Genomic DNA, 22,044 nt, shown 5'->3' on the forward strand with positions numbered 1-22,044 from the left:
GCTGCGTTTTTTTATGGGTTACGATTATTTTACCCGTTTTGATTTGGCGGTATTTCTGCCACGCTGCTGCGATTTTTCCGGCTGAGATGACGTTCCCTGAGGTCGCGTTCCTTGAGATCGCGTTCCTTGAGACTGATCACGGCCCTCGCGTAATGGCGCAAATCCCGGTTGAGATTTGGTATGTTTGGTTGCAAAACGCTTTGCCCCGTGTCTGCCGGACTGTCTGCGTTGCGCCGGTGTTTGCTTTTGTTGGTCATCTGCCGGAATCAGACAGTGCGGACCGTCACCAATCAGATGTTTTTTACCCATATCGACCAGAGCTTGTCGTATTAATGACCAGTTATTCGGATCATGATAGCGAAGTAATGCTTTATGCAAACGGCGCTGACGCTCTCCTTTCGCTACTGGAACAATATTACGCTTTTTATATTTGACGCGTTTGAGAGGATTTGTCTCCGCATGGTACATGGCTGTGGCGTTACACATCGGGGACGGGTAAAAATTTTGAACCTGATCGCATTCGAAATTATTTTTCTTCAGCCATAGCGCCAAGTTCAACATATCTTCATCTTCGGTGCCGGGATGAGCCGAGATGAAGTAGGGGATCAAATACTGTTTTTTCCCTGCTTCAGCACTGTATTGCTCGAACATGGTTTTGAACTGTTCGTAACTGCCCATACCGGGCTTCATCATCAGATCTAACGGCCCTTTTTCAGTATGTTCCGGCGCAATCTTCAAATAGCCGCCGACATGATGGGTCACCAGCTCTTTAACATATTCCGGGGATTCGATAGCTAAGTCGTAGCGGACACCGGAGGCAATCAATACTTTCTTGATGCCTGTAACTTGGCGGGCTGAACGGTATAGATCAATCGTGTGTTTGTGATCGGTATTGAGCTTATGGCAGATGCCCGGGAATACACAGGAAGGGCGGCGGCAATTGGCTTCAGCTTTCGGGTCCGAGCAGCCTAAACGATACATGTTAGCTGTTGGCCCGCCGAGATCAGAGATTGTACCGGTAAAGCCGGGAACTTTGTCACGAATCTCTTGCAGCTCTTCCAGAATCGATTCTTTTGAACGATTCTGAATGATCCGGCCTTCGTGCTCGGTGATTGAACAGAATGAACAGCCACCAAAGCAGCCACGCATAATATTGACCGATGTCTTGATCATATCGTAGGCCGGAATTTTTGCTTTTCCGTAGCGAGGATGCGGTACTCGGGCATAAGGCAGGCCAAACACAAAATCCATTTCTTCGGTAGACAGCGGAATCGGCGCCTGATTGACCCATAACTCCCGATCACCATGTTTTTGTATCAGCGCCCGTCCTGAGTATGGGTTGGTTTCCAGATGAAGCACCCGGCTCGCGTGTGCATAAAGAATCCGGTCATTGACCAGTTTTTCATACGACGGGAGGCGAACTGCCGTTGTTTCTGCATCATGGCGGGACGGACGAATGGTAATCGGTTGTGCCGCTGTTTCACCGGTGGTATTGGTTTCACAGTCGGGTTCCGCTTGATAAGGATTGGTTGGCACAAAGGGTTTCCCCGGCTTTTCTATCCGTGAAGAGTCGATAACCCGATAGCTGTCAGGGGTTTGTGAACAGATCACGGCTGTGCCCCGGATGCGTGTCATCGACTGAATCGGTTCTCCCTGAGCCAGTCGGTGAGCAACGTCGACCAGTGCCCGTTCAGCATTACCAAATAGCAGAATATCAGCCTTGGCATCAAATAAGATCGAACGGCGGATTTTATCGGACCAGTAGTCATAATGGGCGACACGGCGAAGGCTAGCTTCGATACCCCCTAAAACAATCGGTGTCTCTTTATAGGCTTCGCGGCAGCGTTGCGAATAGACCAGTGTCGCTCGATCCGGCCGTTTTCCGCCCTCATTTCCGGGCGTGTAGGCATCATCATGACGCAGTTTTTTATCTGCGGTATAACGATTGATCATCGAGTCCATGTTGCCGGCAGTGATGCCAAAAAACAGATTTGGCTGTCCCAGCGCCATAAAATCATCTTTGTTATGCCACGCCGGTTGCGAAATAATCCCGACCCGGAATCCCTGCGCTTCGAGCAGACGGCCGATAATCGCCATGCCAAAGCTTGGGTGATCGACATAGGCATCACCGGTGACGATGATGACATCACAGCTATCCCAGCCCAACTGGTCCATTTCTTGTCTGCTGGTTGGCAGAAACGGTGCGTGACCAAAGCACTTGGCCCAGTAGGGTTCATAACGATGAATTGGCGTAGTGGCGCTGTGCATATTTTGACCTCATGAATGTGCGGCGGGCATTATAGCGGCAAGTGGGGGGACTCGCCAGCCTCATTCATCCACAAAATTAATCGGGTGATTGATTTGTCATGATAAGGGCTTGTTGACACGATGTGCCTCGACAGTTCTGCATCATTCGGCTTTCATCCAACTGCGTTTTTGGTATGATCACGCTATCTAATTTTATGCCAGATTTCGTTATGCTGAATGCTTTTATTGCCGTATTGCTTCCAATGACCGCCGGAGCACAACTCATTCTTACGCTTGTTTTGACTAAAGGAGAAATTTGTCCGGGGCAGCGGGGAAGAATTCACCGCATTTTACCGCTTTTATTGGTGCTATGGCTGCTGGTTGCTTCCCAACATTTATATACATTATTAAATGTTGCGCTGATTGGGTATTTCTATTCTCAGGTTAAAACGGGTAAGACGCGACAGGAAGGACCACTCAAAATACTTTACCTCGCAAATGGCGTGGCCGGACTGACAATGCTTGATGCCATATTGACTGCACCCAATTGGGTTGCTGCGGTGATGTTGATATTGTCATGCTTATTGTTGGGGGCAATCGCCGCGCATTGGTTACTGACGATTGCCAGAACGCGTCTGCAAGCTTTTCATCGACTGTTACCGATTGCAGGGATTCTGGCGGCGATGTTACTGACGCTTTGTATCGTACCGCTGACTGCCAATATGGATCCGATGCAGTTGCAAAACATGCTTCACGCTATTTTACTCAGTTTCTCTTTGTTAGTGACGGCTGTGATTATCTGGTCGTGGCATTTACTGACGGCCAAAAGTGCAGATAAAATTCAGTTGGGTATCTCCTGTTTGGTGCTTCTAACGTCGCTGACCGGATTTCACCAGTTGTATTTCTAATTCGGTTATACTTTTATTCAGTTGTTTGTCAGGATTTCGCACTACACTTAAACTTGGTTGATTTTATTCAGGCTGATAGCCTCAGAATCACCGAAAGGAGGATAGTGATGGACTTTTCAATGATTGATCGTTTAGAACATTCGATTTTACTTGGGATCGTCAATGAGAAACTGCGGCTCGAATGTGAAAGTTTTGATGATTTAGTGACCACTTATGAGTTTAACTCCCAAGCAGTGCTCGATAAGTTAGGTCATCTGGGTTATCAGTATGATCCGCTCACCAATCAATTTAAAGCCGAAAACTGAGTGTGTTCATCGGCTGAGAATGGTTGAGCATCATTGAACGCCCGATGGCAGACCGGAATAACAAAGGCCGGATGTTATTTCCGGCTCTTGTTATTGGGAGGCTTTGCTTAGATTCATTGGTAGCGTGAATCATTGGATATGTTTGAGCGCTGATGTTACTCGGGTTCATGATCTTTGACTGGGGTGTAAAAGGAGCGTTTCGGACTATCCAGAACCACATGCGTTGTGACCCGCCGGATTTTAGGATTCTCCTGCATTAGCCTCTCGATAAACGCATCATATTCCAGTGCTGTGGCTGCGGTCACCAAGACCATCAGGTCGAACTGGCCGGTTACATAATAGATTTGCTGGATATTTTCTTTCTGTTCGGCCCAGCTTTTGAAGTGGGAGAGTGTCTGGTAGTTGTCTCGTTCGATCTCTAAACCCGCCAGAAAGCTCATATGACTGACCAGATATTGTGGATCAATGATCGCCACTTCCTGTTGAATGACCCCAGCCTGACGTAATTTTTTGATCCGACGCTGGACGGCGGATGCCGATAATCCAACCTGTTCTGCAATCCGTTCGGTTTGAAGCCGACAGTTGCGTTGCATAATATCCAGTATTTTCTTATCAAATAAGTCGAGTTGCATATTTTAAGGTCTCGGAGTGCGGATTTTCTGCATATTACGATAAAAAATGCATAAAATCACAACTTGGTGCGGTGATTTCTCCGTTCAGCGGCTCTTTTTTACCCGATACTGTCTGCTCCAAGATGAGGCGCGTCACCGTTCGCATCTATCCTATGGTGCACTCTATTGTTGTGCATCCTATGTTTGAAACCTATTTGACACTTATGGAAGCTTGTATCGATGTCTAAGCCCTTGCAGTATTGTCCTGAAACGCTGGCACTGTCAGCTGGTTTTTTTCCGGACCAGCAAACCCAAGCCACGACCCCCCACATTACGATGTCGGTCAATCACAGTTTTGTTCCAGAAGAGGGTTCATTTTCTGCGAACGGGATTGCGGATTTGGCCGATGCGCCTTTTTTGTATGCCGGCTGGACTAATCCGACCGTCCGCCAGCTTGAACAGCGCATTGCTGCACTGGAATGTACTGATGATGCCTATGCGACGACAACCGGTATGGCTGCATTGTCGGCGGTGTTTTTTTCACTGCTTCGTGCCGGTGATCATTTGATTATCAGTGATGTCTGTTATGCCGCCGTTTATGAGCTGGCAAGAGATGTGCTGCCCGATTACGGTATTGAAGTGACGCCGGTGAATCTGACGGATCTCGATGCGGTCGCGCAGGCGATTCGTCCCAATACCAAACTGATACATGCTGAGAGTCCCTGTAACCCATTACTTCGGCTGACGGATTTGGCACAACTGGCCCATTTAGCCAAACAGCATCATGTACTGTTGTCGGTTGATTCCACCTTTGCTACGCCAGTGATTACTCGTCCGGCAACGCTGGGGGTTGATCTTGTGATTCACTCTCTGACTAAATTTATCAATGGTCACGGGGATGCATTGGGCGGATGTGTTGCGGGGAGTAAAGCTTTGATTGCACAAATTCGTTCCAGAGCGGCGGCGCATTTTGGTGCAACGATCAGCGCTCAAAATGCCTGGCTGATTATGCGTGGTATCGAAACATTATATCCACGGATGAAAACTATCAGTGATTCCGCGTTACAGATCGCGCAATGGCTGGCAAACCATCCCCGGGTCAAACAAGTGAATTATCCGGGACTGGCTTCTCACCCCCAATATACACTGGCAACTGAGCAAATGGCTTATGGCGGGGGAGTGATTGTCTTTCAGATCGATGCGATGGATGAGATTGCGCAACGGTTTGCGAGAGATGCTCGCTTATTTTATTACGCCTATTCGATCGGTCACCAGCGTAGTTTGGCAGTCTTACTAAAAACGGCGGACTTGATGGCATCGACTTACCGGATGACCACTGAGCAGGAACGACAATACCGACGCTATGCCGGAGATGGGGTATTCCGGCTGTCGATTGGTCTGGAAAATCCACATGATCTGATTGAAGAACTTGACCGGTTACTGTGTTGATGAGTGCGGCTTGATTTTTGCTTATCTCTTGTTAGAGCACTAGAGAGGGCAAGGAATGAACAGTGTATTATACTGTCCATATTATTTGATTTTTTTGTAGATAAAATGGTGATTAATTGCAATGAAAGTATTGAAAGATACTACTGTTCTGGCGCACTATGTTAAGGATAACTTTGCTGAATCATTCAGCTAAAGTTCACAACACAACATCGCATTTCCTGATGGAAATGGTCACGGATATAAAAATCATAAAGGGACAATATGAATAAAATATTAAAATCAGCCATTGCCGGGGCGATACTTGCCTGTTCGGCATTGACGACTCAGGTTTATGCCGCATCCTCTGCACTGGAAAACATCCTGAATAAAGGAGAACTCAGAGCTTGTTTTGACGCTGGTTATGTGCCGTTTGAAATGAAGACCAAAGATGGTCGTTTTGTCGGTTTCGATTTAGATATGGCAAAACATATGGCACGTTCTATCGGTGTGAAATTTGTGCCGGTCAATACCGCATGGGATGGGATTATTCCTGCCTTGCAGACCGACAAATGCGATATCATTATTTCCGGGATGACGATTACACCGGAGCGCAACCTGAAAGTTAACTTTGCCGACCCTTATATTGTCATCGGACAGTCGGTACTGATTTCGCCTAAACTGGCGGGCAAAGTGAAAAGTTACCAGGACCTGAATGATCCGAAATATACTTTAACCAGTAAGCTGGGCACCACGGGCGCAGATGCTGCGAAACGTTATATTCCGAAAGCGAAGCTGGATCTTTATGACACAGAAGTGGATGCGGTGCTTCAAGTCTCGAATGGTAAAGCAGATGCCTATGTGTATGATTTACCATATAATGCTATTTATGCCGCACAGCATTCACAGCAGGTGGACCATCTGGATACACCGTTTACCTATGAACCACTGGGATGGGCGATTCGTCAGGATGATCCGAATTTCCTGAATTTCCTGAACAATTATCTGCGTCAGGTAAAAGGTGATGGCACTTACCAGCGTATTTATGATAAATGGTTCAAATCTGATAGCTGGCTGAAGGATGTTCAGTAATTTCGCTATTCAAATCAATTGATATAAAGTACCGGACTCGGGTTTTTCCTGGTCCGGTTAAGCAGTAAACAGAAGAGAATCATTGTAATGCAGTCAAAATCCAGCCGTTGGATAGGCCATGGAATTTATGCCGTCATGATGGTGTTGCTGGTGAGTGGGATCTATTTTTCCGGCAAAACGATTAATTATAATTGGCATTGGGATCGATTATGGCCCTATATCGTTAATACTGAGATGCAGAGTATCCGGGCCAGTGGTGATGGTGTATCCGTTATCGAAGGCAATCACATTATTGTGAAATTTGATAACGGTGACCCCGATCAGGTCATCAAATCTTATGATCAGCGGGCGATTGGTGATGGCGATTTAATTTTCGAAGGGGATACCCTTGCACGGGTCGAAGATTGGAAATTCGGGCCGATAGCCGTCGGTCTTTGGGTGACGGTGAAAATCTCTTTTATCTCGCTCTTCTTTGCCATTTTTCTGGGCCTGATTTTCGGGCTGATGCGGGTGGCCAAAAATCAGACTGCCCGGGACCTTTCCCTAACCTATGTTGAAATCATTCGCGGAACACCGTTACTGGTGCAGATTTTTATCGTGTACTTCTTTATCGGGACTGTATTGGATTTGGACCGATTTACCGCGGGGGTCGTCGCACTGTCGGTGTTTACCGGTGCTTATGTCGCAGAAATTATCCGGGCGGGGATTCAGTCTGTATCCAGTGGTCAGATGGAAGCGGCGCGTTCATTAGGGATGACTTACCCTCAGGCCATGCTGTATGTCATATTGCCGCAAGCCTTTAAGAGAACGTTACCACCGCTCGCCGGACAATTTATCAATCTGATTAAGGACTCGTCATTGGTTTCGGTGATTTCAATTACGGATCTGACTAAAGCGGGTCGGGAAGTGGTTGCGGGGAGTTTTGCTCCCTTTGAAGTTTGGTTTACCGTTGCAGCACTTTATCTGCTCGTCACCGGTTCACTGTCGTGGGCGATCCAAGTATTAGAAAAGAGGTTATCGGCTAGTGACTAATAATCAATATTCCGGTGAAGAAATGATTGTTGCCGAAGGGATTGAAAAATTTTATCCCAATGGGTGCCATGCACTGAAATCAGTCAGTGCGACGGTGAAGAGAGGCGAAGTTGTTGCGATTATCGGACCTTCCGGTTCAGGAAAATCTACCTTCTTGCGGACGCTGAATCAACTTGAAGCCATTAACGAAGGTACGATTATCGTTGATGGTATCGATATGTATGCTAAATCAACGGATATCAATCAACTGCGACAAAATGTCGGGATGGTGTTTCAAAGCTTTAATTTGTTTCCCCATAAGACAGCTTTAGAAAATGTGATGCTGGCACCACTGAAAGTGGGCAAACGTCCGGCGAAAGAGGTTGAAGTCGCCGCGAAAGCATTGATGACGCGGGTTGGTCTGGCTGAGCGGATGAATAACTATCCTTCGCATTTGTCCGGTGGACAACAACAACGTGTGGCGATTGCCCGGGCGTTGGCGATGGAACCGGATTTGATGCTGTTTGATGAACCGACATCCGCGCTTGACCCTGAAATGGTTGGTGAAGTATTGGATGTAATTAAGGGATTGGCAGCGGAAGGCATGACGATGGTGATTGTCACTCACGAAATGGGATTTGCCAAAGAGGTCGCAGACCGCGTATTGTTCATGGAAGAAGGCGCACTGTTGGTGGATGATACACCTCAGGTTGTGTTTGAATCTCCGCCACATCCTCGCTTGCAGCAGTTTCTGGCTAAAATTTTATAACCAATACCTTCCGCCAGCGTTAACTGGCGGGAGTCATTTCTATCAGGCGATTCTTATCCCTTCTAAATGTGTTTTACACTGTTGCCGGGCCGTAGCAAAGAAAGCCTGTAGGTAACGTTTTTCTTTTTCCCCATGTCTTACAGCAGCAAACAGTCGCCGCCATAGTCCTTGTCCCAGTTGTTTGCTGGTGATCAGGCGCTGGCGAGAAAATTCGCTGATCGCCCAATTAGGCAGTGCCGCAACCCCTAAGCCAGCTGACACCATCTGAACCAGCATGAGCGTATTATCTGCCTGCTTCCATTTGAGCGGTTCTACATCGGCCGGATGAAGAAAGTGTTTATACACATCGAGACGCTGTTTCGGGACCGGATAAGTCAACATCGTCTGGTCGGCTAAGTCTGCGGGTTGGATGGCAGCCGCGTCAGCCAGCGGATGATTGATCGCGGTGACAAGACGCATTTCAAAATCAAACAACGGCTCATAGTGAATTTCGGAGCGAGGCATAATATCCGAAGTGATCAAGAGATCAAGCTCTCCTGCCAGTAGTGCCGGGAGGGGTTCGAAACCAAATCCGGAAGAAAAATCCAGTGTTACATCCGGCCAGCTGAGCTGGTACTCCTTAAGCGCAGGCATCAGCCATTGAAAGCAAGAATGGCAATCAATCGCCATATGCAGGCGTCCATTCACATCTTCTTTGAGACTGGCGATTTGGTGTTCTGCCTGAGCCATTCGCGGTAATACATCTTCCGCCAGCCGCAGCAAAATTTCACCTTCAGATGTAAATCGAACGGGGCGCGTTTTTCTGAGAAACAGCGGACTGCCAATCCGCGATTCCAGATCTTTAATCTGATGGGACAGAGCTGACTGGGTTAGGTGGAGTGCTGTCGCGGTTGCGGTTAAAGACCCCGTATCTCTGAGTGAAATCAATGTTTTGAGATGTTTGATTTCTAACATGAGTTTTCCTCATTCATGACTAATCATGTTGAATATTTTTACTAAACTACGCTGATATTCATTGTATGTAAACATCCAGACGGCTATGTGAGTTAGTTAATTTCAATTTATTTTTATGATTATGAATTTTATTAATGTGGCAGTTGAGTCGTTGACGATTGGCGCGGAGAACTTGGTCAGTTTTATAAAGAAAGATTTCATCAATAAAAAGCCCCGATAACGGGGCTCTTTGCCATATGATGGCACGATACAACTGACGAAATTGACCGGCTCAGTTATTGCTTTTTCGAATACTTGCTACACGCGGCTTGGTTGATCAGTTGATCAATCATTAGTTGTCCGCGGGTATTACGAATTTTTATCCGGTAGGCCAGTCCCGCATCGAGATTCGACTTGGTTTCTGTATTGGCACAGTAACTTTTGATGCTTTGGGTTAAAAGTGACTGTGTTGACTTGGCTTTAGGCGCATCATTGTTATAAATCATCATGATTTCAATGACACTTCCCTTTGACGAGGCGCGCATGATGGACAACGGTCCGGACTTAATCGGGAGTTCAGCATGAATAATACTTGCCCGGTTGGCTGCAAGGAGCTCTAGCTGTTTTTGCTCATTATTACTACTACAACCGATTAAGAGAGCACTTAGCCCAACTGCAATACATATTTTTCTTATCATGGAATGCTATTCTCAGATCGTTAAAAAACTTGTTTATAGGGTTTGACGATCACAGACTGGTACACACCAGCTGTGACATAAGGGTCGGCATCTGCCCATGTCTTGGCTTCATCCAGAGACGCAAAATCAGCAATGACTGTTGATCCGGTGAATCCGGCTTCTCCCGGGTTATCTGAGTCAATAGCAGGCAGAGGCCCGGCAGTGAGTAAGCGCCCTTCATTTTGTAACAGCTGTAATCTTTCCAGATGCTGCGGCCGGGCGCCCATCCGCTTCTCTAAAGAGTTTTCTACATCTTGAGAAAATATGACATACCACATATTTATATCCTTATACAAAAGTCGGGCAATTGACGCGACTTGTGTTCACTCTCCGGCCTGCGGCTTTGGGAGAACAATGATTTATCTTATGGGTGAAGCTCAATCATTCTCGGGCGTCCGTCACTATCGACGGCCACGTAGTTGAATGTGGCTTCACAGACCTGAAACCGATCACCGATACCGTGTGCATGAACGGGCTTAACCCAGACTTCAAGCTCAACTGACATGGAGCTACGACCAATGCGGACACATTCACCATAACAACAAACCACATCACCGACACTCACCGGTTTTTTAAAGGCAATGCTTGATACGGAGACTGTCACAATTCTGCCGTGTGAAATTTCTTTTGCCAGAATGCCTCCGGCCAAATCCAGCTGTGACATAATCCAACCGCCAAAAATATCACCGTTAGCGTTGGTATCCGCTGGCATTGCAAGTGTTCGTGAAAGGAGCTGGCCTTTCGGGGTATTCACTTCAGACTTCATAATTTCGTACTACATAGGTTGAATGCTTTCAGGAGAAGCGTCGATTCATCAATCAAATACAATGAATTCATCCAACTTCGAAACAATAACAGATGGTGCATCGGATTTCACAAAGAAGCAAGAAAGAACCGATGCAAGTTCACGTTTTTCACCCTATTGATGATCTTCATCTTTGGGTAATCGGGTATAGATGTATATACCAGTGAATAAGGTGTATACCAGTGTTGCGATCAGCAGACCAAAGACTTTGAAATCGACCCAAACATCTAAAGGCAACTTGAACGCGACATAGACATTAATGGCTGCACAGGCAACAAAAAAGAATACCCAGGCCCAGTTAATTTTTGACCAGACGTCATCCGGAAGTTGTAGCTCTTTACCCAACATGCTTTTAATCGCTGATTTGCCCATAAGATGAGTCACCGTCAGGCCGATGGCAAAGACAAGATAGACGATGGTAACTTTCCACTTAATAAAATTGGCATCATGGAGGAAAATCGTCATCCCACCGAACACTGCGACCAGAACAAAAGTAATGACCTGCATTTTTTCGACTTTTTTATACCAAAAGTAGGTGATAGCAATTTGCATCGCACTGGCAATAATCAGGGCACCTGTTGCTACATAGATGTCGTATAGCTTGAACAGCACGAAAAACACAATAAGTGGGATAAAGTCGATCAGTTGTTTCATGGGTATTCAGTCCTTCACTAGAGAGCGCTACAGTCTAACTAAAATTGACAGGTATCTGAATAGTCAGATCATGTTTTGTCACGATTTCTGACTATCAGAGTGGGTTTGGGGCGGATTTGAGTGTCACTTTGCTTTTGCTGAGTGTTTTAGAGCAAGAAATATTATAAAACTAAGCACCTAAAAAGGTTATAGGATTGGAGGATTACTTTATGATGGTTAATATTTTGTATGTTTAATTGTAATAAAATTAATACATTAAAATGTCTCTATTTAAAAAGATATGTTTGCAACAAAATGCCAGATCGCAGATATATAACAACTTCTTTTTTATATAAACCAGCTCAAATAAATTTGTATAAATATTAACCAATGAATGAGCTTAATTTATACGGATTAAAATATAAGGAGGGTGATATTGGAATTTTGATCACGTTTTTTATACTTGTTAATATGATAAGTTTTCTCAAATTTTATAAAACTATTGTTCTTATATATTCAATAATTATTATCAATCATATTTGCTAAGTTTAAAATGGGATATTTACATGAGAGAAAAAATGGGGACGTTGAAATTAGGCCTTAAGAGTTTTGTTATGGCTGGTCTAGCTATATTATTAGCCGCTTGTTCGAGCACTCCTCAACCAACAGTCACACTAGATACAAACTTTGTCAATGAGCACTTAAAAGTTGGGGTTTTATATATACCACCTCAAGAGGAAGCAACTACACACATATTTGGCGCTTCTTGTTTACTATGTTATGGATTTGCATCGACATTAACAAGTGAATTAGATACCTATTTAGAGAAAAATATTACAACAGACGAGTTAATAAAAATAAGAGATTTGGTATTATCAGAATATTCACAGCGTTCACAAGAAACAAAGTTGGTATCCTTACCTTCCTCAATAAAAGATTTAAAAGATTTTAATGGAGATCTTGGTTTTGCTAAGAAAGATTTTAGGTCATTGAAAGAAATTTTAGATATTGATGTACTTGTTGTTTTACATATCACTAGATATGGAGCCTTCCGCAGTTTTTCGGATTATATCCCTAATGGTGATCCTCAAGGCTATGTGGCTGGATTGCTATATTCAGTCGATTTAAATAGTAATGCATATGTTCAATATTTAGATATTACTGAAGTCGTTCAACCATCTGGTGAATGGGACGAGCCGAAAGAATTTCCAAGTGTCACGACGTCGTACTATCAAGCGATTGAAAATGTAAAACAAAAAATTAAAGATGCAATTTAACTTATTGCTTTCTAAGGATAGTAAAATAAGCATGCGATTTTTTTTAATGATCTTTATGATAACTTTGGTTGGGTGTGGTAGCACACCCTATCAAGATGATTATACTAAACATGTAAACTTGATAGCCGACGGTTATATTAATGATACTAACTTTAGGTTTACTTTCGAGGATCTATCGAGAGTTGATTTACGTGGATTATATTCACTTAATGATACGATTAAATCTCCTAACATGTTGTATCAGGGGGATGCAGGACTCGTTGGCGTGATTGCTCAGATTAGTGCACGTATTGCGATGGTTCATTCACAAAGGGATGATAAATTAGCAAAGGAACAAGAGAAAGCAAACGAGCAAATTCAGCCTTTGAGAAAGATAGCAGATGAATTATCTCTGACTGACATGGTTGGGGATTATCATGCATACTTGGTCAATGCAGAAGAAGCAGATCGTAAGACTATCAACATAAAGCCTATTTTCTTCAGTAATAGTGATATGACAAATATTTCTATTAAATCGATTGTCTGGTTATCATCATCAGACAAACATAAAAGTCGTAGGTATGGAATAAAATATAGAAACTTGATTCAGGTATATAGTCAGACGTTTACAGAATCTCAAACCAAGAACCTTATTGATGGAAATGGTGAATTTTTGTCTCAGGTATTATCTTCTTTACTCAGGATGACATTATATGTAGTTAAAAATGAATTAATGGGAAAATATTCTGAAATTAAAAATCCAGACCAGAATTTTTTAATTAAAGATAATTCTGGTGTAAAGGTTGTCCGTGGTTCTGCTGTAGATAATCGATGTGGATATAGAATTATCCAAGATATCCATTCTTGGTTCATTGCATATCCAGAAGCTGAGGCTCTTAGCCAGAATAAGGCTACGATACCATCCTGTTAATACTGATTTAATTTTATTTGGTATCCAATATACTATTTTTCTTATGAGAGTAGGAGAAAGCCACTCATTGATGAGTGGCTTTCTTAAAACAAGTGAACAGTTATGCTTCTTGTTCAACCGTATTTTCTTCTGGGGCCGGTTCTTCAATCAGAGAATCGACAATCACTGCACAGGCGGCATCACCCGTGATGTTCAGTGCGGTACGAATCATGTCGAAGATACGATCCAGAGCAAATAACAGCGGCAGACCTTCAATTGGAATTCCAGCCGCAAGTAGTACAGCGACGACAAGGAAAGATGGCCCCGGAACACCTGCCTGACCGACAGCACCCAGTGTTGCTGTCACGATGATGGCGACATAAGAGCCCATGCTCAGGTCGATGTTGAATAGTTGAGCAAAGAAAACTGCAACCAGTCCGTAGTAAATTGCGTTACCGGACATGTTGATCGTAGCACCCAACGGGAGTACGAATGATGCGGTTGAGCTTCTGACACCCAGATCGTTTTCAACTGCATCCATGGTCACTGGCAGCGTTGCCATTGACGATGCTGTAGAGAGGGCAACGGCTTGAGGCTTTTTCATTACGCCAATGAATTTACGAGCTGATGTTTTGGTAAAAATCTGAATCATCAGTGGATAGACAATGAAACCAAAAATCAGAATAGCAGCAACATAGACGACAAAGAGTTTCAGTACAACCGTCAGCGCACTGAAACCAAATGTACCGACGGCTTCTGCCATCAGGCCGAAAACCCCGATTGGCGCAATGACCATCACTTTATTGATCATCCAGACCATGGCATCAACAATCGTGTTTATACCATTGATGATTGGCAAACGACGTTCTTCACTCTGTTTGGCGAGCGCCACACCGAAGAAAAGGCAGAACACCAGTATTTGTAGAATATTTGCGTTATTCAGTGACTGGAAAACGTTGGTTGGGATCATACCGATAATGGTTGCCCAAAAAGTAGGAAGTTCACCTTTTGACGCATATTCTGAAGAGAACATACCTTCAACACCAGAAACATCAATGCCGATGCCGGGTTGGAAGAAATGTCCCATCAATAGTGCTAAAGCAACTGCCAGTGCAGAAGTGACAGCAAAGTATCCTAAGGTCACGGCTCCGACTTTGCCTGCGGAGTGGCTGTTCCCCAAACCGGCAGAGCCTGAAATCAGTGCCACGGCAACCAATGGAATGACCAGCATCTTAATCAGATTGATAAAGATAGCCCCGAGTGGTGAGAACATTGCGGCGTCATGTCCCATGGCGGCACCGACAATCGACCCCAGAATCATCGCAATGACAACCTGAACACCAATATTTGATAATAAACTCTTTTCTTTTAACACTACCGTAACCCTTGTGTTATGAATTTTTAATTTCCTAGGATTACCCACCAATATTACTAACATTTATGGGTAAATATTCCGGCTAAGTTTTTACACTGATATCTTTTTCTGATCAAGATATCAGTTATGAAAATGCTCAATAGACAGAAAATTTACGCAAACGTTTGGCAAAAAATATCATGAGCAGAAATATATGCTAAATAATGTTTCAGTTGTAACATTATTGTTTATGTGAATGGGCTTGAATAGCCCGAGATGGCGCGATTCGCGGTTTCCGTAATGGAAACCGCTGATTGAACGGATTATAGCTGCGTCGCTGCCTTCATCGTAGAGACAAACTGATGGAGTTGTGTCAACAGTGTTGAGGTATCGTGTTGATTGGATTCGATGATTCTCACCACCGCTGAACCTGAAATCGCACCTGCCGCACCTGCGGCCAAGGCCTGTTTGACTTGCTCTGGTTCTGAAATACCAAACCCGAGTAATGCCGGTGGTGCCTGATATTCTTTCAGCATTTTCAGCAAGTTGTCTACGGGCATTCCGGCTTTTGTTTCCGTGCCAGTCACTCCTGCTCGAGAAAGGAGGTAGGTATAGCCTTTGCTACGTGATGCGACGATTTGTAACGTTTGCTGATCTGCCGTTGGCGGGGCAATGAAAATCGGTTCAATCCCATGCTTTTCTGCTGATCGAATGAAATCTTCACTTTCATTGGTTGGCACATCAGCGATCAGAACCGAATCGACCCCAGCCCGTTGGCAGCGGTGATAAAAGTCGTCAATGCCACGAGTGTAGACTAGGTTGGCATAGACAAGCAGACCGATCGGTAAATCCGGATAATTTTGCCGCACTTGCGTTATGAGTTCAAAACAGATATCCGGGGTGGTCTTTGCTGCGAGAGCCCGCATGTTCGCTCCCTGAATGGTTGGGCCATCAGCGAGCGGATCAGAGAACGGGATACCCAGTTCCAGTGCGTCCGCACCGGCTTCAATCAACGTATTGATAATTTCTAAAGAGAGTGACGGGGTGGGGTCACCAATGGTTACAAAAGGAACAAATGCGCCTTGATTCTTTTCCGTCAGTTGTTGGAAAAGTGTTTGGTAACGATTCATGACAGCACTCCTTTTTCTTCTAAGATTTTATGGACGGTGAAAATATCTTTGTCACCTCGTCCAGATAAGTTCACCACCAGCGTCTGTTCTTTCTCTGGTTCGCTGCGAGCCATTTTGAGGGCATGGGCTAAAGCATGAGAAGACTCAAGAGCCGGGATAATGCCTTCATGACGAGCCAATTCTTGAAAAGCATCCAGAGCTTCGTCATCGGTGATATTTTCATATTCGGCTCTGCCGATTGCATTTAAATGAGCATGCTGCGGACCGACTGATGGAAAATCGAGCCCGGCAGAAACCGAATAAGATTCTTCAATCTGACCATACGCATCTTGCATCAGTGGGGATTTCATGCCCAGATAAATCCCGGTTTTGCCATATTTTAATGGTGCACCATGCTGATGAGTTTCAACCCCTTTCCCACCGGGTTCGACTCCGATCAAGCGGACATTTTCTTCTTCAATAAAATCAGCAAACATACCAATCGCATTTGAACCGCCCCCCACACAGGCGATCACCGCATCCGGTAATTTACCTTCACGCGCTAAAATTTGATGTTTTGTCTCTTCCCCGATAATTCTCTGGAATTCCCGCACAATGGTCGGGAATGGGTGAGGCCCCGCAGCCGTACCTAATAAATAGTGGGATGTTTCGTAGCTTGCTGACCAGTCGCGCATCGCTTCGTTACAAGCATCTTTGAGTGTTGATGACCCCGCGTGGACAGGAATGACGGTTGCACCCATCAAACGCATCCGAAACACATTCGGACTTTGACGTTCAATGTCTTTGGCACCCATGTAAACCCGGCATTTTAACCCCAACAGTGCACAGGCAATGGCTGTTGCAACACCATGCTGCCCGGCGCCCGTCTCTGCGATGATTTCTTGTTTACCCATTCGTTTGGCCAACAGAGCTTGTCCGAGCACCTGATTGGTTTTATGAGCGCCGCCATGCAGCAAATCTTCTCGTTTGAGATACAGTTTGGTCTTGGTACCTTTGGTCAGGTTTTGGGTGAGGGTGAGCGCTGTCGGACGTCCTGCGTATTCTTGAAGCAGAGACATAAATTCGGCCTGAAATTCAGGGTCTTCTTGAGCGTCAATAAAAGCCTGTTCTAACTGATCAAGTGCCGGAACCAGTATTTGTGGGACAAACTGGCCACCGAACTCGCCGAAGTAGGCGTTAAGTTTAGACATGATTGATTCCTTTTTGCTGTTCTGTCAGGTATCGGTATTCCGACGACTAATAATCTCTAATTTTTTGAAATGCTTGCTGTAGTTTGTCGGTGTCTTTGATGCCGGGAGCCGATTCAACCCCTGAATTGAAATCCAGTCCGTTACATCCCAGAGCCGCCGCTTCTTTCGCATTTTCCGGTGATAAACCACCGGCAAGCATCACGCCTTCAACTTGAGTGAGCTGTTGCCAGTCAAATGTTTGCCCGGTCCCTCCGCTCTGTTGGCCGACTTTGCTATCGTATAAATGACGATCAATATGCTGTGCTAACGGTGCTGGAAGTTGGTCTGAGACTGCATAAGCTTTCCAGATCGCAATATCAGCAGATAGCGCTTTTCGGAGCTGATTGACGTAGGCTTGATCTTCGTTGCCATGCAGTTGTACAGCGCTTAACTGAAGTTCATGCGCGATTTGAGCCACCTCTTCGACGGTGTGATTCTGAAATACGCCCACATACTTAAGTGGTGCGCCGGCCATGGTTACGCGAGCTGACTCCGGTGTGGTGTAGCGTGGGGAGGCTTCGACAAAAATAAGCCCACCGTAGACGGCGCCAGCCCGGTAAGCTTGCGCGGCGTCATTCGGACGGGTTAGTCCACAAACTTTGTTCTCACCGAGGATCACACGACGAACCGCTATTTCCAGATTTTGTTCGGACATCAGAGAACTGCCGATCAGGAAGCCCTGAGCATAGGCAGACAAATCCCGGACTTGCCGATGCGTATAAATGCCAGACTCCGAAATAATCGTGGTGCCTTTGGGCAACTTTGGTGCCAGTGCTTTAGTTCGGTTCAGATCGGTCGTTAAGTCTCTTAAATTACGGTTGTTGATCCCGATGACTTTCGCTTGGAGTGCAACTGCCCGTTCCAGCTCTGCCTCATTACTGGCTTCAGTTAAAATGCCCATGTTGAGCTGATGAGCAACCTGAGCGAGGGTCTGATAAGTTTCATCGTCTAATACGGAGAGCATCAGTAAAATGGCATCCGCACCGTAGTGGCGAGCCAGATAAACCTGATAAGTATCGATCATGAAATCTTTACACAGTATCGGTTGGGTGACCTGATTGCGAACCTGAGGAATAAACTCAAAGTTTCCTTGGAAGTACTTCTCATCGGTCAGGATAGAAATCGCATTGGCATACTGTTTATAGACCGATGCGATATAGTCCAGATCAAAGACGTCGCGGATCAGTCCTTTGGAGGGCGATGCCTTTTTGCATTCAAGAATGAACGCTGCTTTTCCAGTATTCAACGCATCATAAAAACTTCGGTCTGAAGGCTTCAGTAAACTCTTAAAGCTTGCTAATGGTTGATTTTGTTGACGTTGTTCGAGCCAGAGATGTTTATCGCGAACAATCTTGACGAGGACTTCTGCCATTTCCGTATGTTCTGTGGTGATGTGTTCTGATAACTGTGTTGTCATGTATTAGCTCCGCTGTGCAAGTTGACGGACTCGTTGGAATGCCTGTCCTGATTTCATGATATCAATTGCTTGTTGGGCATTGGCTTTTAAATCTTCGCGGCCGAACAGACGAAGTAACAGTGCCACATTCACTGCGACCGCAGCCATTTGAGCCTCTGTTCCTTTGCCCGTTAACAGATTTTCAATCAGCTGACGATTTTCTTCAGGCGTTCCCCCCTGAATAGCTGATAAAGGATACGTTTTTAATCCGAAGTCTTCAGGCGTTAACAGATACTCAGTGATCGTTTGATCGCGAATCTCTGCCACCAGTGTCGGACCATGGATGGCGACTTCATCCAGTCCGGAACCATGGACTACCGCTGCGCGCTTCATCCCCATTTTTAGCATGGTTTGAGCAATCGGCTGAATGAGGTCTGGATCGTAAACGCCCATCAGTTCGATATTTGGCCGTGCCGGATTAATCAGTGGACCGAGAATATTGAAAATCGTTCGGGTTTTGAGTGTTTGACGCACTGGCATCGCGTGCCGCACGCCACCATGGTACTGCGGGGCAAACAGAAAAGCGACCCCCAGCTCGTCCAGTGCTTCGCGGGTCGCCTGAGGTGTCATCGTCAGATCGATACCGAATGCATCCAGCAGGTCAGAAGACCCGGATTTGCTGGAAACGCCTCGGTTACCATGCTTGGCGACTTTGACACCGCAGGCGGCTGCGACAAATGCAGACGTCGTGGAAATATTAAAGGTATTAGCACCGTCGCCACCGGTGCCGACAATATCGGCAAAATCGTAGTCAGGGCGAGGAAATGGGGTGGCATTATCCAGCAGTGCTTGTACGGCACCGGAGATTTCTTCAGGCGTTTCCCCCTTGAGCTTCAGTGCCGTTAACATTGCAGCCATCAGAATAGGGGCCATTTCACCCTGAATAATTTGGCTAAAGAGGGTATGGGCTTCTTGTTGAGATAATGGCATCTGTGAGAACAGTTTATCAATGATTGGTTGCATGTGGTCCTTTCCCTTCTCTTGAGACTTTAGTTTGGTCAATAATATTTCGGCTTAGTTCTCTTGAAGCGCCCATTCAATCGTATTTGCCAGTAGTTTCGCGCCATAAGTGGTCATGATCGATTCCGGATGAAATTGAAATCCGCAGACTTTGTGCTGTTCATGGATCACCGACATGGTTAAACCATCGACTTCAGCGGTCACGGTCAATGCCTCCGGTATCTCTAAGGCAATCAAAGAGTGATATCTGGCAACGGTCATCGGTGACGGTAGACCTTGATAAACCGTATGTCCTTGATGTGCCATAAGCGAGACTTTGCCGTGGACGATTTCACCGGCACCTGCAACCCGGCCACCATAGGCTTCAACAATCGCCTGATGACCCAAACAGATGCCAATCACCGGTACCTGACCGATGAGCTGTTGCAACAGCTCTGGCATACAGCCTGCTTCGGAAGGAACACCGGGACCCGGAGAAAGCACGACGACAGGATGTTCAGTCCGGTTGAGCGTCGCCATGATCTGCGCGGTTTCGATATTATTGCGATAAATGGTGACCTGATGTCCGAGTGAACGGAATTGATCGACAAGGTTGTAGGTAAATGAATCAAAATTGTCGATAAAAATGAGATTAGCCATGACGTTTGTCTCCCTGAACTGAGCTGTCTGGTGCCTGATGAGCCATCTGAATCGCAGTAATGACGGCTTGGGCTTTGCCTCTGGTTTCATCGGCTTCTGACTGTGGGTCAGAATCGTAAACAACGCCGGCACCTGCCTGAACGCTGGCTATCCCATCTTCAATATAGGCTGAGCGAATCACGATACAAGTATCCAGATCACCTTCACCCGTCATGTAACCGACTGCCCCCCCGTAACTGCCCCGGCGCTCTTGTTCAACCGACCGGATTAATTGCATGGCCCGGATCTTCGGGGCACCGGTCAATGTTCCCATGTTCATACAGGCCTGATAGGCGTGTAGGGCATCCAAATCATGTCTTAGCTGGCCGACGACCCGGGAAACCAAATGCATGACATGGCTGTAACGGTCCGTTTTAAGGAGATCAGCAAGATGACGACTTCCGGCTTCAGAGATTCTGGCGACGTCATTGCGGGCTAAATCAACCAGCATCATGTGTTCTGCGTTCTCTTTTTTATCATTACGAAGATCTAATTCCAGTCGGCCATCGAGATCGAAATTGATTGAACCGTCTGGATTTCTCCCCCGTGGGCGAGTCCCTGCAATGGGATAGATTTCAATTTGGTTGGTATCACAGGCATATTTGAGTGCGCTTTCCGGAGAGGCCCCAAACAGCGTAAATTTTTCATCCTGAATATAAAACATATAAGGACTTGGGTTTGTTTCTTTGAGCTTTTTATACGCGGCTAACGGTGACGGGCATGGCAGCATAAAACGTCGTGAAGGGACAACCTGAAAGATATCCCCTTGGACAATATATTGTTTCAGATTGTCCACCACGCCACAGAAATCCGTATCACTCATCGAGGGGAAAACGGTCACATCATGACACACCACAGCCGCCGGAAGTGGCTGAATGTCCTGACACTGATGAACAATTGATGTCAGGCGCTGTGATAACATCGCCGTAGTCTGTTCATCCGGATTAAACAGTGAGCCCTGAACATGACAACTGCCATTCTGATGGTCAATGATCATCAGCGACTCAGCGACATAAAATACATAATCAGGGCATTGGTTGGTGGTTTCTGCATTGCCCAGCGGTTCAAAGTTGGCCACGAGATCGTAAGCGAACAGTCCACCTAAGAAGATGGCATGTTTATCGAGTCCGGTCAGATCGAAACTGTGCTGAATCAGACGTAGGGCATCAAATGAGGAAGATTCTTGCAAGCGACTATCTTCATCAAGTCCTGTCCGCGGTGCATCGAAATGAAGTGTCAGTGTCTGTTCGGTTAGTGTTGCGGTTATTTCGGATTTGATATTTCGGACCAGATGATGAATCAGATGTTCTCCGTTGGGCGTCAGTGCATGAAACGTCACTTCGTGTCCAAAGCAAATCACGCGAACCGCAGCATCAATAAGAAGCAGACTTTTCAAATCCTCTTTCGAATCAATTTCTGCCGATTCAAGCAACAGGCAATCGCTCTTATGCCCGCACAAAGTATGGAATACTGCGGTTGGGTCTGCTGAATAGGGCAAGGTTTCTGATAGAAGACGCAGTGTACCGAGCTGAGTGATATCAATGGTGTTATTCATTTACTGATCCTTTATTCTTAATACCTTCGTTGCCAACTGC

Annotated in this window: 22 protein-coding genes; 8 read left to right on the forward strand and 14 right to left on the reverse strand. The window is 45.7% G+C overall.

Going from position 1 to position 22,044, the window contains the following annotated elements; all coding sequences use genetic code 11:
* Positions 1–24: 24 nt before the first annotated feature.
* On the reverse strand, positions 25–2,268 hold the full coding sequence (locus OCU60_RS07585; protein WP_074373569.1) for a YgiQ family radical SAM protein: 2,244 nt from the start codon (positions 2,266–2,268) through the stop codon (positions 25–27).
* A 209-nt stretch (positions 2,269–2,477) separates the two neighbouring features.
* Here OCU60_RS07585 and OCU60_RS07590 point away from each other — a divergent pair, with 209 nt between their 5' ends.
* Positions 2,478–3,155, forward strand: a complete 678-nt coding sequence (locus OCU60_RS07590) for a hypothetical protein (RefSeq protein ID WP_074373645.1) — start codon at positions 2,478–2,480, stop codon at positions 3,153–3,155.
* A 107-nt stretch (positions 3,156–3,262) separates the two neighbouring features.
* Positions 3,263–3,460 carry a DUF4250 domain-containing protein gene (locus OCU60_RS07595; RefSeq protein WP_074373570.1) on the forward strand — a complete coding sequence of 66 codons (198 nt, stop codon included), beginning with the start codon at positions 3,263–3,265 and terminating at the stop codon, positions 3,458–3,460.
* Positions 3,461–3,615: 155 nt separating this feature from the next.
* On the opposite strand, the gene OCU60_RS07600 is transcribed toward OCU60_RS07595, so the two are convergent.
* The gene (locus OCU60_RS07600) at positions 3,616–4,092 is read right to left on the reverse strand and encodes an Lrp/AsnC family transcriptional regulator (RefSeq protein ID WP_074373571.1); all 477 of its coding nucleotides are present in this window, start codon (positions 4,090–4,092) and stop codon (positions 3,616–3,618) included.
* Between the two features lie 219 nt (positions 4,093–4,311).
* Between OCU60_RS07600 and OCU60_RS07605 the strand changes: the two genes are divergently transcribed.
* The 4 genes from OCU60_RS07605 to OCU60_RS07620 all read left to right on the forward strand — a co-directional run bounded on the left by OCU60_RS07605 (position 4,312) and on the right by OCU60_RS07620 (position 8,368).
* Positions 4,312–5,520, forward strand: coding sequence for a trans-sulfuration enzyme family protein (locus tag OCU60_RS07605; protein ID WP_074373572.1), 1,209 nt, complete (start codon positions 4,312–4,314; stop codon positions 5,518–5,520).
* A gap of 261 nt (positions 5,521–5,781) precedes the next feature.
* Positions 5,782–6,588 (forward strand): transporter substrate-binding domain-containing protein, encoded by an 807-nt coding sequence (locus OCU60_RS07610; RefSeq protein ID WP_074373573.1) that lies wholly within the window; start codon positions 5,782–5,784, stop codon positions 6,586–6,588.
* Positions 6,589–6,675: 87 nt separating this feature from the next.
* Positions 6,676–7,620, forward strand: coding sequence for an amino acid ABC transporter permease (locus OCU60_RS07615; protein WP_074373574.1), 945 nt, complete (start codon positions 6,676–6,678; stop codon positions 7,618–7,620).
* 22 nt (positions 7,621–7,642) lie between these two features.
* Complete coding sequence (locus tag OCU60_RS07620; RefSeq protein WP_083602688.1) at positions 7,643–8,368, forward strand: amino acid ABC transporter ATP-binding protein; 726 nt, start codon at positions 7,643–7,645, stop codon at positions 8,366–8,368.
* Between the two features lie 42 nt (positions 8,369–8,410).
* On the opposite strand, the gene OCU60_RS07625 is transcribed toward OCU60_RS07620, so the two are convergent.
* The 5 genes from OCU60_RS07625 to OCU60_RS07645 all read right to left on the reverse strand — a co-directional run bounded on the left by OCU60_RS07625 (position 8,411) and on the right by OCU60_RS07645 (position 11,497).
* Positions 8,411–9,322, reverse strand: a complete 912-nt coding sequence (locus OCU60_RS07625; protein WP_074373576.1) for a LysR substrate-binding domain-containing protein — start codon at positions 9,320–9,322, stop codon at positions 8,411–8,413.
* A 275-nt stretch (positions 9,323–9,597) separates the two neighbouring features.
* A complete protein-coding gene (locus OCU60_RS07630; protein WP_159439472.1) occupies positions 9,598–9,996 on the reverse strand; it encodes a GspS/AspS pilotin family protein in 399 nt (132 codons plus the stop codon).
* A 23-nt stretch (positions 9,997–10,019) separates the two neighbouring features.
* Positions 10,020–10,316 (reverse strand): YciI family protein, encoded by a 297-nt coding sequence (locus OCU60_RS07635; protein WP_074373578.1) that lies wholly within the window; start codon positions 10,314–10,316, stop codon positions 10,020–10,022.
* A gap of 86 nt (positions 10,317–10,402) precedes the next feature.
* A complete protein-coding gene (gene yciA, locus OCU60_RS07640) occupies positions 10,403–10,804 on the reverse strand; it encodes an acyl-CoA thioester hydrolase YciA (RefSeq protein WP_074373579.1) in 402 nt (133 codons plus the stop codon).
* Between the two features lie 153 nt (positions 10,805–10,957).
* A complete protein-coding gene (locus OCU60_RS07645) occupies positions 10,958–11,497 on the reverse strand; it encodes a septation protein A (RefSeq protein WP_074373580.1) in 540 nt (179 codons plus the stop codon).
* A 545-nt stretch (positions 11,498–12,042) separates the two neighbouring features.
* On the opposite strand from OCU60_RS07645, the gene OCU60_RS07650 reads away from it, so the two are divergent.
* On the forward strand, positions 12,043–12,753 hold the full coding sequence (locus OCU60_RS07650) for a hypothetical protein (RefSeq protein WP_228449010.1): 711 nt from the start codon (positions 12,043–12,045) through the stop codon (positions 12,751–12,753).
* Positions 12,743–13,663: a hypothetical protein gene (locus OCU60_RS07655; protein WP_074373582.1), complete on the forward strand. Its 921-nt coding sequence runs from the start codon at positions 12,743–12,745 to the stop codon at positions 13,661–13,663. The genes OCU60_RS07650 and OCU60_RS07655 overlap by 11 nt, the downstream gene beginning before the upstream one ends.
* Positions 13,664–13,763: 100 nt before the next feature.
* Here the strand turns inward: OCU60_RS07655 and OCU60_RS07660 are convergent, their stop codons facing one another.
* From OCU60_RS07660 to OCU60_RS07690, 7 genes are all read right to left on the reverse strand, one after another.
* Complete coding sequence (locus OCU60_RS07660) at positions 13,764–15,080, reverse strand: dicarboxylate/amino acid:cation symporter (RefSeq protein WP_083602682.1); 1,317 nt, start codon at positions 15,078–15,080, stop codon at positions 13,764–13,766.
* Between the two features lie 239 nt (positions 15,081–15,319).
* Positions 15,320–16,126, reverse strand: coding sequence for a tryptophan synthase subunit alpha (gene trpA, locus OCU60_RS07665; protein ID WP_074373583.1), 807 nt, complete (start codon positions 16,124–16,126; stop codon positions 15,320–15,322).
* A complete protein-coding gene (gene trpB / locus OCU60_RS07670) occupies positions 16,123–17,316 on the reverse strand; it encodes a tryptophan synthase subunit beta (RefSeq protein WP_074373584.1) in 1,194 nt (397 codons plus the stop codon). Before trpB ends, trpA begins: the two co-directional genes overlap by 4 nt.
* A 46-nt stretch (positions 17,317–17,362) precedes the next feature.
* Complete coding sequence (gene trpCF, locus OCU60_RS07675; RefSeq protein ID WP_074373585.1) at positions 17,363–18,772, reverse strand: bifunctional indole-3-glycerol-phosphate synthase TrpC/phosphoribosylanthranilate isomerase TrpF; 1,410 nt, start codon at positions 18,770–18,772, stop codon at positions 17,363–17,365.
* A 3-nt stretch (positions 18,773–18,775) separates the two neighbouring features.
* Positions 18,776–19,774: an anthranilate phosphoribosyltransferase gene (trpD, locus tag OCU60_RS07680; RefSeq protein ID WP_074373586.1), complete on the reverse strand. Its 999-nt coding sequence runs from the start codon at positions 19,772–19,774 to the stop codon at positions 18,776–18,778.
* A gap of 51 nt (positions 19,775–19,825) precedes the next feature.
* Entirely contained in the window at positions 19,826–20,410 is a 585-nt protein-coding gene (locus OCU60_RS07685) for an aminodeoxychorismate/anthranilate synthase component II (protein ID WP_074373587.1), read from the reverse strand.
* Positions 20,403–22,004 (reverse strand): anthranilate synthase component 1, encoded by a 1,602-nt coding sequence (locus OCU60_RS07690; protein ID WP_074373588.1) that lies wholly within the window; start codon positions 22,002–22,004, stop codon positions 20,403–20,405. Before OCU60_RS07690 ends, OCU60_RS07685 begins: the two co-directional genes overlap by 8 nt.
* Between the last annotated feature and the right edge of the window lie 40 nt (positions 22,005–22,044).

This window comes from Vibrio spartinae (assembly GCF_024347135.1).
GTDB lineage: Bacteria > Pseudomonadota > Gammaproteobacteria > Enterobacterales > Vibrionaceae > Vibrio > Vibrio spartinae.

Excerpts from the sequence above, each read along its gene's own strand:
- OCU60_RS07585 (WP_074373569.1), bottom strand. The coding sequence starts at position 2,268 with ATGCACAGCGCCACTACGCCAATTCATCGTTATGAACCCTACTGGGCC.
- OCU60_RS07590 (WP_074373645.1), top strand. The coding sequence starts at position 2,478 with ATGCTGAATGCTTTTATTGCCGTATTGCTTCCAATGACCGCCGGAGCA.
- OCU60_RS07595 (WP_074373570.1), top strand. The coding sequence starts at position 3,263 with ATGGACTTTTCAATGATTGATCGTTTAGAACATTCGATTTTACTTGGG.
- OCU60_RS07600 (WP_074373571.1), bottom strand. The coding sequence starts at position 4,092 with ATGCAACTCGACTTATTTGATAAGAAAATACTGGATATTATGCAACGC.
- OCU60_RS07605 (WP_074373572.1), top strand. The coding sequence starts at position 4,312 with ATGTCTAAGCCCTTGCAGTATTGTCCTGAAACGCTGGCACTGTCAGCT.
- OCU60_RS07610 (WP_074373573.1), top strand. The coding sequence starts at position 5,782 with ATGAATAAAATATTAAAATCAGCCATTGCCGGGGCGATACTTGCCTGT.
- OCU60_RS07615 (WP_074373574.1), top strand. The coding sequence starts at position 6,676 with ATGCAGTCAAAATCCAGCCGTTGGATAGGCCATGGAATTTATGCCGTC.
- OCU60_RS07620 (WP_083602688.1), top strand. The coding sequence starts at position 7,643 with ATGATTGTTGCCGAAGGGATTGAAAAATTTTATCCCAATGGGTGCCAT.
- OCU60_RS07625 (WP_074373576.1), bottom strand. The coding sequence starts at position 9,322 with ATGTTAGAAATCAAACATCTCAAAACATTGATTTCACTCAGAGATACG.
- OCU60_RS07635 (WP_074373578.1), bottom strand. The coding sequence starts at position 10,316 with ATGTGGTATGTCATATTTTCTCAAGATGTAGAAAACTCTTTAGAGAAG.
- yciA (WP_074373579.1), bottom strand. The coding sequence starts at position 10,804 with ATGAAGTCTGAAGTGAATACCCCGAAAGGCCAGCTCCTTTCACGAACA.
- OCU60_RS07645 (WP_074373580.1), bottom strand. The coding sequence starts at position 11,497 with ATGAAACAACTGATCGACTTTATCCCACTTATTGTGTTTTTCGTGCTG.
- OCU60_RS07650 (WP_228449010.1), top strand. The coding sequence starts at position 12,043 with ATGAGAGAAAAAATGGGGACGTTGAAATTAGGCCTTAAGAGTTTTGTT.
- OCU60_RS07655 (WP_074373582.1), top strand. The coding sequence starts at position 12,743 with ATGCAATTTAACTTATTGCTTTCTAAGGATAGTAAAATAAGCATGCGA.
- OCU60_RS07660 (WP_083602682.1), bottom strand. The coding sequence starts at position 15,080 with ATGTTAGTAATATTGGTGGGTAATCCTAGGAAATTAAAAATTCATAAC.
- trpA (WP_074373583.1), bottom strand. The coding sequence starts at position 16,126 with ATGAATCGTTACCAAACACTTTTCCAACAACTGACGGAAAAGAATCAA.
- trpB (WP_074373584.1), bottom strand. The coding sequence starts at position 17,316 with ATGTCTAAACTTAACGCCTACTTCGGCGAGTTCGGTGGCCAGTTTGTC.
- trpCF (WP_074373585.1), bottom strand. The coding sequence starts at position 18,772 with ATGACAACACAGTTATCAGAACACATCACCACAGAACATACGGAAATG.
- trpD (WP_074373586.1), bottom strand. The coding sequence starts at position 19,774 with ATGCAACCAATCATTGATAAACTGTTCTCACAGATGCCATTATCTCAA.
- OCU60_RS07685 (WP_074373587.1), bottom strand. The coding sequence starts at position 20,410 with ATGGCTAATCTCATTTTTATCGACAATTTTGATTCATTTACCTACAAC.
- OCU60_RS07690 (WP_074373588.1), bottom strand. The coding sequence starts at position 22,004 with ATGAATAACACCATTGATATCACTCAGCTCGGTACACTGCGTCTTCTA.